This is a genomic window from Corynebacterium pygosceleis, assembly GCF_016595275.2.
Classification (GTDB): domain Bacteria; phylum Actinomycetota; class Actinomycetes; order Mycobacteriales; family Mycobacteriaceae; genus Corynebacterium; species Corynebacterium pygosceleis.
On sequence record NZ_JAENIQ020000003.1, the window covers coordinates 174899 to 187588 of the forward strand.

Here is a 12690-nt window from a genome sequence, read left to right on the forward strand (position 1 = left end):
GGCCGCCCGCCACGGACCGGGAGTGCCCGGCACCACAGGCGGGACGGTGCATGACCGCATTGCTTGTCGTCGTAGGTCATTGTCTCTAGATGTCTCTAGCCGCGGGCGCGCAGCCGTGGTCGTCCAGGGGCGAACCCGGCGCATCCCCGCACGAGCTACACGCGCGGTACGACGTCCGGGCACTGTCCGTGCGTCCGCTCACTCCATTGTTGCACTTTCTGACCGGCGTGGGGAGACAACCCGGACCACCGGTGCACGTGCTCCACCCCCGCCCCGGGACGGCCGGTGGCGGGCGTCAGCGGACGGGCCGGGTTCTGACATACTGGTCCCCGTGGCCGATAACAAACCCCGTATCTTCCAGGACAGCAGGGACATGATGATGTCGTTGCTGGTCATCGTCGTCATTATGGCTATGGTCGTTACCCTGACCGGCATGTGTTCTCTCCGGAAGGACCCCGTGGAGGACGGGCCGGTCCGTGAGGTCGACGCCCACGCCTTCCTCGACCTCCAGGCCCGCGCCGTCACCTTCCCCGTCCGGCTGCCCGGGAGTCCGGAGGGGTGGATCCCCAACTCCGCCCGCCGCCACCCGGTCAACAACACCCCCGCGCTGCTCGTCGGATGGGTCACCGCGGACAGGGGATACCTCCAGCTGCTCCAGACCGATCAGCCCGAGGAGGACGCCGTCGAGGGGCTCGACTCACATCCCCGTGAAACCGCGGGCACCCGCGACGTGGACGGGCAGCGTTTCACCGTCTGGACCCCCTTCGACGACACCGCCGACACCGCCTGGACCACCACCTACGGCGATGTCACCCTCGTGTTCGCGGGAACCGCCGACGAGGAGGAGTTCACGGAACTCATCCACAACACCCTCATCGCGGAACCGCTCGGCAGCTGAGGACACGACGGATCGCCCGCGGCGCGGCCGACGAGAGGAGTGGGGAGCCCCTATTCGGTGTCCGTCCCCGCGTCCTCCGGCGGGGCGTCGGAACCGGAGCGCAGGATGGCCTCGACCCTGCCGCGTGCGCCGTCGAGATGCTCCTCACAGCGTTTCGCGAGGGCCTCTCCCCGTTCCCAGAACCTCAGGGACTCGTCCAACGGCATCTGGCCGTGCTCGAGGATCTTGACGATCTCGACCAGCTCATCCCGGGCGGCCTCGTAGCTCAGATCGGAGACCGGGGGAAAGGCGTTCTGATTCGGCTGCCCCGTACCTACTGCATCACTGTTCACGGCGTGGAAACTCCTCGTATCGGTGTCAGGTGGGAAAAGATGTCGGTCAATCAGCGGAACGGGTCGCCATCGTCGCCGCGGTGATCGCACCGTCGGCGACCCGGATCCGCAACTGGCTCCCCGGCGGGGTCTGCGCTATCGAGGTGACCACCTCAGGCTCCGCCCCGGCGGGGCCCACCTGGACGACGGCGTAACCACGGGCCAACGTCGCCGACGGTCCCAGGGTGGAGACCCTCGACCGGAGGGCCTGCACACGGGTCTCCTGCTGATCCAGGTCGTGGGTCACCTGAACCCGCAGGTGCCGGACGAACTGGGCGAGCTCATCCGATCTCCGGGTGATCGGGAGCATCGGATCTGCCAGTACGGGCCGGCTGCGCAGATCCCGCAGCCCCTGTGACTGGCGTTCCACCCATCCGCGCAGCGCCTGTGCGCCCCGTGCCCGCAGCTCCCGGATGAGTACCCGCTGTTCCGCGACATCGGGCACGACACGTTTCGCGGCGTCCGTCGGTGTCGCCGCCCGCAGATCCGCGACGTTGTCCAGCACCGGTGTGTCCGGCTCGTGACCGATCGCGCTGACCACCGGCGTCGACGCCGCAGCGACCGCGCGTTGCAGCGACTCCTCCGAGAACGGCAGGAGATCCTCCACCGAACCACCACCGCGCGCGATGATGATGACATCGACCTCCGGATCGTCATCGAGCGTCGTCAGCGCCCGGATGATCTCGGGTGCGGCGGTCGCCCCCTGCACCGGGGTGTTGATGACCCGGAAACGCACCTCCGGCCACCGATCCCTCGCGACCGAGAGCACATCCCGTTCCGCGGCGGAACCGCGGCCGGTGATCAGGCCGACACAGTTCGGCAGGTAGGGCAGTCGTTTCTTCCGCCCCGGGTCGAACAACCCCTCCGCAGCCAGTGTCCGGCGCAGCATCTCGATCCGGGCGAGCAGTTCACCGATCCCCACCGGACGGATCTCGGTGACCCACAGTGAGAAACTGCCCCGTCCCGGGTAGAACGCGGGTTTGCCGTGGACGATCACACGCTCCCCGTCACGGAGCGGGGCCGGGGAGTTGCGGAGCAGGGAGGTGTAGCAGGTCAACTGGACACTCGCGTCCGCCTCCGTGTCCCGCAGGGTGAGATACGACAGCTTCCACGTCGGTTTGGCGTTGATCTGCGTGAGCTGTCCCTCGACCCAGATGTGCCCGAGACGCTCGATCCATGCCTTCACCTTCGCGTTCACCTCGCGGACCGGCCATGGATTGTCGGCGGACGGAGCTGCGGGAGTCACAGACGCACCTCTCCTCATCAGGGGCTCGGGATCGCGGATGGAGGTAACCGGACGGTCAACCGGTTCCGAAACCCCGATTGTAGGCGTTTAACCGGTCCGTTGGTTACGCTGTAGCCCATGACGTCACCCGTTGCCACAGAAAAAAAGGTCCTGCTCGCCGCCCCGCGCGGCTACTGCGCCGGAGTCGACCGTGCGGTCGAGACCGTCGAGCGGGCCCTGGAGAAGTACGGCGCCCCGGTGTACGTGCGTAAGGAAATCGTGCACAACCGATATGTCGTCGACACCCTCGCCGAACGCGGGGCGATCTTCGTCGACGAGACCTTCCAGGTACCCGAGGGCTCGCACCTCGTGTTCTCCGCGCACGGCGTCAGCCCCGCCGTGCACGCGGAGGCCAGGACACTCGACCTCAAGACGCTGGACGCCACCTGCCCCCTCGTGACCAAGGTCCACAACGAGGTGAAGCGGTTCGCGAAGCAGGGCTACCAGATCCTCCTCATCGGACACGAGGGGCACGAGGAGGTCGAGGGGACGGCCGGTGAGGCCCCTGACGTGGTTCACCTCGTCGACGGTGTCGAAGGCGTCGAGAAGCTCGACTTCGACGGCAGTGAGAAACTCATCTGGCTGTCCCAGACCACCCTCTCCGTCGACGAGACCATGACCATCGTCAACCTGCTGAAGCAGAAGTATCCGCAGCTGCAGGATCCTCCCTCCGACGACATCTGCTACGCGACGCAGAACCGTCAGGTCGCGGTGAAGGCCATCGCCGAACAGTGCCAGCTGATGATCGTCGTCGGTTCCCAGAACTCCTCGAACTCCAAGCGACTGGTTGAGGTCGCCCTCCAGGCGGGTACCGACGCGAGCTATCTCGTCGACTACGCCTCCCAGGTCGACACCGCCTGGTTCGAGGGTGTCAGTTGCGTCGGGGTGACCTCCGGCGCCTCGGTGCCGGAGATCCTCGTCCGGGACGTCCTCGAACTCCTCGCCGAACACGGCTACACTACGGTCGAGGAGGTCACCACCGCAGCGGAGAAACTCGTCTTCGCCCTGCCCCGTGACCTGCGGCCGAAGGATGCGGTCGGACGTCGCTGACCGGCACCGGCCGGACGGCCACCACCCTGCGATGTGTACCGGTGAACCCCCGGAGACCCCGGGGTGGATCACCGGAACCGGGTGGGCGCTGATGTCGTGGGCGGGCGAAGGAAAACCCCGACGGTGAGGTGAGGTCGCCTCCCGTTTCGGTGGCCCGCCCCGCGGATCTTTCCGGGAGTGGCTGAACACCGACTGGTCGAGTGGTTCCGTTGCACGTGCTCCGACTCGTGTCCGTGGTCTCACGGGTTCATTCCCCCGTGGCTTCCGCCCGGGATGCGGGGCGCGAATGTTTTCGACGTCGGGGCGAGCACCCGGCGGGCGCCGGGACGGTCAGCTGTAGAGGTCGTCGTCCAGCCACCGGTGCCGGGGCTTCGAGGGCTTCTGTGGCGTGTTCTCCGGGGTGGGGGAGCGACGGGGGGCGTTGTCCCGGACGCGCCCGGACAGGGGAACCTCAGGTGCAACGTCGTTTCCGGTGGGGTTCCGTTCCCCACGGGGACGCTGCGGTTCGGAGACGGGCCTCCGGCGGGGAGCACGCGGATACGCGGAGGAATCCTCCCCCTGCCGTTGGTCCCGGGGATCCCGCACCCGGCCTCGGGCGGGTTCCCCGACGGAGTAGCGGTCGCGACGGACCTCGGGGCGGGGGCGGCGCACACCCGGGGCGGGGGTCGGGCGTCCCGCCTCCGCCCGGGTGTTTCCGGGCTGCACAGGCTCTCCGGGGCGAGATACGCGCCGTGCACGTGGGGTCACGTCCAGGTCCTGTTCGGGCCGCCGCAACCGGGACCGGCCGGAGGGATGATCCGTCGCGTGCTCGGCGGTGCTCCTGCGTCGGTCGTCGACGGGGCGCCTGCGGACACGCTGTCCGCCACCGCCGCGGGGGTCGCCCGGGGCGGGACGCGCGGCCCGGCGGCGGGCGGCCTCCTCCTCGAGGGTCTTCCGGCGGAGTTCGGCGACGGTGGGGCGCGTGTCGCCCTCGACCTTCTCACGCCGGGCCCGGGAACTGACACTCCGTGCCCGGGACGCGGTGGAGATGTTGCGTTCCTCCGCGTCGCTGATCTGACGGCGGACCTGACGGTGGTTGCGTTCCGCGGTGATCTGCAGCTGCCTGACCCGGGTGAGACGGAGGACGGCGATCAGGACACAACCGACCGTGGTCGCCGCGAGAACCGGGAAGTGCTGCGCGAGAGGGTAGATGGCTGTCGCGATGCCTGTCGCGGAGAAAGCGTCACTGCCCTCCGCCGCGGAGGAACGGGCGATCGTCCACGCGGCGACGGGGGTGGCGGCACCGAACAGGAGGGGAACGGAGGACACCGTCAACCAGAGTCCCCTCGGCACCACGAACAGTGTGCAGGCGAGGGACGTCACGGCGAAGAGCCACAGATAGGCGCCGCTTATCTGCTGCTGATCAATGCTGATGACCATGCCCACGATCAGGGCGAGAAGGAGGATCAGGGGGCAGGACCACGTCGGGGCGCCGACACGCCGGACGGGAGGACCGGGACGTCGGTTACTCGATCGATTCGTGGACTGCTGGGGCACGGGACGCTATGTTACCGACTCCGGCGCTGAATTTCGGTACCGTCACCCCGTGGCGACGCCGGACAGGGCCCCTCATTCTCCTCCGTTTCCGTCCCCGGGGTCCCCGGACCGGTCCTCCGGTGCGATCCGCCGGGACCTGCCCGTCGCCGGACGGAGTGGAACCGGACGGGCGTTGCCGACAGGTCCCGCGTCCATCTCGTTGAGGGTCCTCGCGGTGACCATCACCCGTGACTCCAGGGACCCGAGAGTCGAGTTGTAGGCGTCCGTGGCGCGGTCGAGGGCCGCACCGACCCTGTTGTAGTGCTCCGCCATGGTGTTCAGCCTCGAATGGAGCTGTCGACCCAGCCGGTGGATCGTCTCGGCCTGTTCGTTCACGGCCTCCTGCTGCCACCCGAGCCCGACGGTACGGAGAAGCGCGACCAGTGTCGTCGGTGTCGCGAGAATGATGTTCCTGGAGAACGCGTGCTCCAGAAGTTCCGGATCCGTGGTGAGTGCCGCGTCGAGGAAGGGGTCGGCGGGGACGAACAGCACCGTGAACTCAGGGGTCCGGTCGAAGGCCGCCGCGTAGTTCTTCGATGACAGCTGATTGACGTGGTTGCGCAACTGGTGCGCGTGTCGCCGCAGATGCGCCGCATGTTCCTCCGGGTCCTCGGTGTCGAGTGCATCCAGGTACGCGGAGAACGGCACCTTGGAGTCCACCACGATCGTCCTCCCTTCGGAGAGGCGGACCACGAGGTCGGGGCGGAGTGGCCCCTCCGGCCCCCGTACATGGACCTGCGTGTCGAAATCGCAGTACCGCACCATTCCCGCCATCTCCACGACACGTTCCAGCTGCATCTCACCCCACCGGCCACGGACCTGCGGTGCCCGTAGCGCGGTCACGAGCTTCCCCGTCCGGTCCGACAGCATCGTCGAGGTCCGGGTCATGGACTGCATCTGACTGCTGAGTGCCGCGTACGCCTCGACCCGCTCCTGTTCCAGCGCCCGCACCTGCTGACTCAACTGGGCGACCGCCTGCTGCAGCGGGGCGAGGGACGTGCTGACGCGACCCGTCAACTGCTCCGCGGCCGCGGACGTCCGCTCGGCGGTGTCCGCCCGCAACCGTGCGGATGCGAGTTCCGCGAGTTTCTCGACGTCGCCGCCGGCCGCCCCGGCGGACCGCTCACGGGCCAGCCACCCGAGTGCCGCTCCGATGGCGATGCCGAGGATCAGGGTCAGGAGAAGGGTGACGGACGGGCTCATGGGGACCACTGTGCCACGTGCCCCGGACACCGGGGAGGGTTCTAGCGCGGCGTGTCGAAAAGATGTGCGAATCTGGCGGTGAGGTCCTGGATCCTTCTCCCCGGGACACCACCGGCCCGACGCTCCGGGGACGCACCCATGTCGGTGCCGTCCTCCGGGGTGCGCAGACCTTCCGTGTCCCCACCGACCGAACGCCTGGCCGCCCGCATCCGCCGTCCGACCTCCTCGCCGTGCCTGGCGGTGAGTGAACCGGCGACGGTCGCGAACACGATCTGGTCCGCCGTCTTCTCCCCGGCACGCAGCGCGACCATGTCCGAGAGATAACGGAAGAGCACCGCGACCATCGCCGCGGTCGGTACGGCGAGAAAAGCCCCCATGATGCCGAACAGGCCACCGCCGACGGTGACGGAGACGAGCACGATCACCGGATGCAGGTTCATCGCCTTCGACTGGAGCCAGGGGGAGAGCACGTAGCCCTCGATCTGCTGTACCGCGATCACGAGGACAAGCACCAGAACCGCCTCCGTCAGTCCCAGGGAGACGAAGGCGATGAGAACCGCCAACGCACCGGCGACGACGGCACCGACGATGGGGATGAATCCGGCGATGAAGGTGAGTACCGCGAGCACCAGCGCCATGGGCACCCCGATCAGCACCAGACCGAAACCGATGAACATCGCGTCCATCATCGCCACGACAGCCTGCGCGCGGATGAACCCGGAGAGGGTGATCCAGGACCGGGTCAGGAGTTCCGTGAGGTGCCACCCGATCCTCGGGCCCGTCACCTCACGCAGCCAGGGAAGGAACCGGTCGCCGTCCTTGAGGAAGAAGAACGTCAGCACGAGCACGATGCCGAGCATGATGAGAATCGTCGAGGCGACACCGAGACCGGCGAAGATCTCCCCGGCGATCGTCGACGCCTGCTGCTGCAACCAGGTCGCCCCCTCCGCCAGCCAGTCACCCAGGTCATTGCCCTGGAACTGCACGGGGGGATTCTGGAGCCACAACTGGACCCGTTGGACCCCCTCGAAAGCCTGGTAGTAGAGGGCCTGTGACTGGCGGGCGACGCTGGGGGCCATGAGTGCGATGACCCCTCCGAACACCGCCAGGGTGCCGAGAATCGTGATGATCGCCGCCGGGGCCGCAGGGAGACCACGCCGACGGAGCCAGTTCGTCGGCTGGTAGAGCACGGAGGAGACGATCAGTGCGAGGACGACGGGTAGAACGCCCTGCCAGAACTTCAGCAGGACGAATCCCACCATGTAGGTCGCCGCGGACACGATCAGGAGGCGGAGGCACCACGCCGCGAACTCACGCAGTCCGTCGGCGATGATCTCCGAGCGGTCGATCGGGGCGTCGGGCTGGAATTCCTCGAATGTCCGGGACGCCTCGTCCGCGAGGGTCTCCGCGGTGTCCGGGGATTCCCCGTCCGGGAGCGGGGGAGAGGCCGCCGAGTCGAAGGACCCGGACAGTGCGGAACTGTCTCCGGGTTCCGGTCCGGAGTCGCGGTCGGGAAGTTCGCGGGGGTCGGTCACAGCCCCTATATTGCCCTAAAACGGTGTGGCCCCGAACACCGTGTCCCGTTTGTGGGCCACAGAGGCGATACATGCGTAAAAACACGCCCGCCCCGACCGTGTGACACGGTCGGGGCGGGCGCTTCGCTTCCGGTGTCGGGCCGGGGGCTATTCGGTGGATCGGGCCGGTGGGCCGGCCTTCTCCTGTTCGATCAGGACGTCGTCCGTCGCGAGATCGGAGGTTCCGAGAACCCCGGATGAATCATCGGGGTGCTTGCGCAGGGCGAGGATGCTGACGAGGAGGCCACCCCAGATGACCACCATGAACAGAATCATCATCATGATTGCGATGCCACTCATTTGCGGGCTCCTAACTGTTCGACCGCGAAGCCCGCGTGACGGGGGCGTTCCGGATCGTACTTCTGCGGTGTGGTGATCTCGAGCTGCAGATCGGGGTCGACGCCGAAATCGGAGCCGGGGGGCCCGACCAGGGCGATGTTGCCGCGCCACGGAACGAGACTCATGACGACCGCAGCCGCCAGGATCAGCCCGACGACACCCCAGCCCCAGACGTTGATCTGGAGGTCGGTGTAACCGCCGTAGTTCTCCTTGACGAGGCTGATGAGCTCCTGGAGGAGGGTGTAGCCGAGGACGATGGTGGTGATGTTCACGACGCAGACCCGCCACAGGTTGCCCACCCGGAAGCTGGAGACGGCGTTGAGGTGCAGCGCCATCTCGTCCGCGCGGCGGAGAATCCAGTCGAGGATGATGATGGCGACCAGCGCGATACCGACGATGCCGATGTTGTTGACGAACTTGTCCATGATGTCGAGCGTCGCGAGACCGGAGGTCGTTGCGAACAGCGTCAGCGAGATCAGGGTCATGACGACACCCACACTGAGAGCGGTCGCCTTACGCGGAAGGTTGAGCTTGTCCTTCACCGCGGAGACGACGACCTCGAGGAGGGAGAACAGGGACGTGAAACCGGCGACCGTGAGGCAGCCGAAGAACATGACACCGAAAATCGGGCCCAGGGGCATCTGGTTGATGATCGTCGGGAAGGCGATGAACGCCAGACCGATGCCGGAGGTGGCGACCTCATCGACGGCCACGTTCTGCTGCACGGCCATGTAACCGAGAGCGGAGAAGACGCCGATGCCGGCGAGAACCTCGAAGGAGGAGTTCGCGAACGCGGTGACCAGGCCGGTGCCGGTCAGGTTGGTGCGCGGCTTCAGGTAGGAGGAGTACGTCAGCATGATGCCGAAGCAGATCGACAGGGAGAAGAAGATCTGGCCGTAGGCCGCGACCCACACACCCGGATCGCTCAGCGCGGCCCAGTTCGGGGTGAAGAAGGCATTCAGGCCCTCAGCCGCACCCTCCAGGGTGACGGAGTACCCGACCACGAGGATGAACAGCACCGTCAGGATCGGCATGAACACCTTCGAGATGCGGCCGATACCCTCGTCCACACCCATCGCGAGCACGATGATCGCCAGGATCCAGACGAACGCCAGCGCGAGAGCGATCTGCGGGACGATGTCCATCGACATCATCTGCGAACTGTCGAACTTGAGGAAGTCCTCGAAGAAGTAGGTGTTGGGGTCGCTGCCCCACGCCGTGTTGAAGGACTTCAGCGTGTAGAGCGCCGCCCAGCCGATGATCGCCGCGTAGTAGATGGTGATGATGAAACAGACACCGACCTGCACCCAGCCGACCGGCTCCGCCCACGTCCGCAGACGGCGGTAGGCCAGGGGAGCGGAGCCACGGAAACGGTGGCCCATCGCGTAATCGAGGAAGAGGAGGGGGATACCCGCGGTGATCAGAGCCACCATGTAGGGAATCAGGAACGCGCCGCCGCCGTTTTCATAGGCGACGTAGGGGAAACGCCAAATATTACCCAGGCCCACTGCGGAACCGATCGCCGCAAGCAGGAACGCAATGCGGGTGGAGAATACTTCGCGACCTTGAGAAGTGTCAGCAGCCATTGCCGGCCTTTCGAATCAAGTCGGATGTGGAAGTTCTGCGGTAGTCGGTGGGCGTCGGGGTGGTGACAGTGAACTACACGCTCTAAGTATGTGTCCGGCGCAGGCGTCGGTGGCAGGGGTGGCGCCGTGCCGATTACCTTCAGCGCGTTCTACGGGTTTTCTTAACCGGACATGACTCTAGCAGCTCATTTCACCGCACGGAACACGGTGTCCGACGGGTGGGACGACGGGTGGATCCGGGGTGAGCCGGTCACGACAGATCCACGCCGGTGTGGGTGACGGTCGTTCCGGCGGTGTCCGGCCCGTACGGGCGAGGTTGATAGGATGTGCGACTGTGAGCCTTACTCTTGGAATCGTCGGACTGCCCAACGTCGGCAAGTCAACCCTGTTCAACGCACTGACCCGCAACGATGTGCTGGCGGCGAACTACCCGTTCGCCACCATCGAGCCCAACGTCGGGCTGGTCGAGCTGCCGGACGCGCGCCTGAAGCGTCTCGCCGAGATCTTCGGGTCCGAGCGCATCCTGCCCGCCACCGTGTCCTTCGTCGACATCGCCGGCATCGTCAAGGGCGCGTCCCAGGGTGAGGGCATGGGCAACAAGTTCCTCGCCAACATCCGCGAATCCGACGCCATCTGCCAGGTCGTCCGCGTCTTCAGCGACGACGACGTCATCCACGTCGACGGACGCGTCGACCCCGTCAGCGACATGGCCGTCATCGAGTCCGAACTCATCCTCGCCGACCTCGAGACCATCGAGAAAGCCATCCCGCGCCTCGAGAAGGAAGCCCGCAAGGACAAGTCCAGGGCCGCCGAGGTCGACGCCGTCAAGAAGGCGCAGACGATCCTCGAGGACGACCGCACCCTGTTCAAGGCCAAGGACGAGATCGACCTCGGAACGCTGCGCGAACTCCACCTGCTGACCGCGAAGCCCTTCCTCTACGTCTTCAACGCCGACGAAACCGTCCTCACCGACGAGGACCGCAAGCAGGAACTCCGCGAACTCGTCGCCCCCGCCGACTGCGTCTTCCTCGACGCCAAGACCGAGACCGAACTCCTCGAACTCGACGAAGAGGAAGCCGCCGAACTCCTCGAATCCGTCGGCCAGCACGAACCCGGCCTGCACTCCCTCGCCCGCGCCGGCTTCGACACCCTAGGCCTGCAGACCTACCTCACCGCAGGACCCAAGGAATCCCGCGCCTGGACCATCCACAAGGGCGACACCGCCCCCCAGGCCGCCGGCGTCATTCACTCCGACTTCGAACGCGGCTTCATCAAGGCCGAGATCGTCGCCTTCACCGACCTCGACGAAGCCGGCTCCATGGCGGAGGCCAAGGCCCGCGGCAAGGTCCGCCAGGAGGGCAAGGACTACGTCATGGCAGACGGCGACGTGGTGGACTTCAAGTTCAACGTTTAGTGGGACTGCTTTTGGGAGTAGGCAAAGTGGGGTAGGGGAACCAGAATGGCCCGAAACCTCAAGACGCGGGCTAGGGGCGGGTCCGCTAGAGTGGTTTGAATGAAGATTGACGTTCGCCGCCCGCTGGCCGTTGACCTGTTCGCTGGGGCGGGTGGGTTATCAATGGGCCTCGAGCAAGCTGGATATGAGATTGCAGCGTCTGTCGAATATGACCCAGTCCACGCTGCCGTGCACGAGTTTAATTTCACTTATGGTAAAACTTTTGCTCGCGATGTTTCGACCATGACAGGGCGGGAGATCCGCGAGAAGTCAGAGATCGGAGACCGTGAGATCTCCTTGGTGGCCGGTGGACCTCCCTGTCAGGGCGTATCGATGATCGGTCGACGCATGATTGATGATCCGCGCAACGCCCTCCTCAACGAATATGTACGATTGGTTGTTGAATTACAACCGAGATTCTTCTTGATGGAGAACGTAGCGGGCCTCACTGTAGGCAATCATCGTCAGCTTCTCGCAGAGGTTGTCGAACTGCTCGAAATGGGTGGATATAAAATCGTACTTCCGTATAAGGTTCTCCAAGCTGCCGATTACGGGACTCCGCAATCTCGGCGAAGGTTAATACTGCTTGGAGCTCGACGTGGTGTACCGCTTCCGAGGTACCCAGAGGCTACGGTACGTCCAAGGAACCTTCGTGGCACTGCACCGTTGTATAGCGATTTACCGGTTGGGCCGAGTGTTATTGATGCCATCGGTGACTTGCCAGATGCGGATCGCTATGAAGCGCTGCTCCACGATGACCATGTTTCGGTCACATGGCCGGAAGCTGGATCGATCTATGCTCAGCGCCTGCGCTGTAAGAAGATAGATCCCGCCGACTTTTCGCACCGGCGCCCCTTCGATCCCAACATGCTTACCTCATCAACACGTACTGTTCATACGGCAGAGTCTATCGCCCGATTTTCCTCAACTTTACCTGGGACTACAGAGTCTATCTCCCGTTACCTTCGGTTGCACAGTGACGGTATCTGCAACACTTTGCGTGCAGGAACGGCTTCAGATAGAGGTGCGTACACAGCGCCCCGCCCGATCCATCCTTTGCTGCCACGCGTCATCACTGTCCGTGAGGCCGCGCGTTTGCACGGCTACCCAGACTGGTTCCGTTTCCACGTAACTAAGTGGAACGGTTTCCGCCAGATCGGCAACTCCGTCCCCATTCCGCTCGGAAGGGCGGTTGGTGCTGCATTGCTCCAAACTGATGGCGTGACTCCGATCAAGGGTAAGAAAACCAGTCTTGGTGATCCCGCGCTGCTTTATTTCAATGCGGGTCAAGCACACGATTACTTTGGGCTCTCTGAGAGGGTCATCCCGCAACGAAATCGGAAACGAGGCTAAGGG

At 65.4% G+C, this 12690-nt stretch carries 11 protein-coding genes; 4 read left to right on the top strand and 7 right to left on the bottom strand.

The genetic code is table 11. From position 1 onward, the window contains the following. The first annotated feature begins 331 nt into the window (after positions 1-331). A complete protein-coding gene (locus tag JIM94_RS07325; RefSeq protein WP_200251232.1) occupies positions 332-898 on the top strand; it encodes a DUF4245 family protein in 567 nt (188 codons plus the stop codon). A gap of 50 nt (positions 899-948) precedes the next feature. Here the strand turns inward: JIM94_RS07325 and JIM94_RS07330 are convergent, their stop codons facing one another. Both JIM94_RS07330 and xseA read right to left on the bottom strand, forming a co-directional pair. Further along, positions 949-1230, bottom strand: coding sequence for an exodeoxyribonuclease VII small subunit (locus JIM94_RS07330; protein ID WP_200251235.1), 282 nt, complete (start codon positions 1228-1230; stop codon positions 949-951). Positions 1231-1276: 46 nt separating this feature from the next. Further along, entirely contained in the window at positions 1277-2533 is a 1257-nt protein-coding gene (xseA, locus tag JIM94_RS07335; RefSeq protein ID WP_200251238.1) for an exodeoxyribonuclease VII large subunit, read from the bottom strand. 99 nt (positions 2534-2632) lie between these two features. On the opposite strand from xseA, the gene JIM94_RS07340 reads away from it, so the two are divergent. Further along, entirely contained in the window at positions 2633-3604 is a 972-nt protein-coding gene (locus JIM94_RS07340; RefSeq protein ID WP_200251240.1) for a 4-hydroxy-3-methylbut-2-enyl diphosphate reductase, read from the top strand. Positions 3605-3934: 330 nt separating this feature from the next. Here the strand turns inward: JIM94_RS07340 and JIM94_RS07345 are convergent, their stop codons facing one another. The 5 genes from JIM94_RS07345 to JIM94_RS07365 form a co-directional block, all read right to left on the bottom strand. Continuing rightward, positions 3935-5140, bottom strand: coding sequence for a DUF6542 domain-containing protein (locus tag JIM94_RS07345; RefSeq protein WP_200251243.1), 1206 nt, complete (start codon positions 5138-5140; stop codon positions 3935-3937). A 72-nt stretch (positions 5141-5212) separates the two neighbouring features. Then, positions 5213-6382 (bottom strand): DNA recombination protein RmuC, encoded by a 1170-nt coding sequence (locus JIM94_RS07350; protein ID WP_200251246.1) that lies wholly within the window; start codon positions 6380-6382, stop codon positions 5213-5215. A 41-nt stretch (positions 6383-6423) separates the two neighbouring features. Then, positions 6424-7854: an AI-2E family transporter gene (locus tag JIM94_RS07355; RefSeq protein WP_200252133.1), complete on the bottom strand. Its 1431-nt coding sequence runs from the start codon at positions 7852-7854 to the stop codon at positions 6424-6426. Between the two features lie 210 nt (positions 7855-8064). Then, complete coding sequence (gene metS / locus JIM94_RS07360; RefSeq protein WP_200251248.1) at positions 8065-8256, bottom strand: methionine/alanine import NSS transporter subunit MetS; 192 nt, start codon at positions 8254-8256, stop codon at positions 8065-8067. Further along, positions 8253-9881, bottom strand: a complete 1629-nt coding sequence (locus JIM94_RS07365) for a sodium-dependent transporter (protein ID WP_200251251.1) — start codon at positions 9879-9881, stop codon at positions 8253-8255. Before JIM94_RS07365 ends, metS begins: the two co-directional genes overlap by 4 nt. Before the next feature lie 334 nt (positions 9882-10215). Here JIM94_RS07365 and ychF point away from each other — a divergent pair, with 334 nt between their 5' ends. Further along, the gene (gene ychF, locus JIM94_RS07370) at positions 10216-11295 is read left to right on the top strand and encodes a redox-regulated ATPase YchF (protein ID WP_200251253.1); all 1080 of its coding nucleotides are present in this window, start codon (positions 10216-10218) and stop codon (positions 11293-11295) included. Between the two features lie 99 nt (positions 11296-11394). Next, entirely contained in the window at positions 11395-12687 is a 1293-nt protein-coding gene (locus tag JIM94_RS07375; RefSeq protein WP_200251254.1) for a DNA cytosine methyltransferase, read from the top strand. Positions 12688-12690 lie beyond the last annotated feature (3 nt).

Excerpts from the sequence above, each read along its gene's own strand:
- xseA (WP_200251238.1), bottom strand. The coding sequence starts at position 2,533 with ATGAGGAGAGGTGCGTCTGTGACTCCCGCAGCTCCGTCCGCCGACAAT.
- JIM94_RS07340 (WP_200251240.1), top strand. The coding sequence starts at position 2,633 with ATGACGTCACCCGTTGCCACAGAAAAAAAGGTCCTGCTCGCCGCCCCG.
- JIM94_RS07350 (WP_200251246.1), bottom strand. The coding sequence starts at position 6,382 with ATGAGCCCGTCCGTCACCCTTCTCCTGACCCTGATCCTCGGCATCGCC.
- metS (WP_200251248.1), bottom strand. The coding sequence starts at position 8,256 with ATGAGTGGCATCGCAATCATGATGATGATTCTGTTCATGGTGGTCATC.
- JIM94_RS07365 (WP_200251251.1), bottom strand. The coding sequence starts at position 9,881 with ATGGCTGCTGACACTTCTCAAGGTCGCGAAGTATTCTCCACCCGCATT.
- JIM94_RS07375 (WP_200251254.1), top strand. The coding sequence starts at position 11,395 with ATGAAGATTGACGTTCGCCGCCCGCTGGCCGTTGACCTGTTCGCTGGG.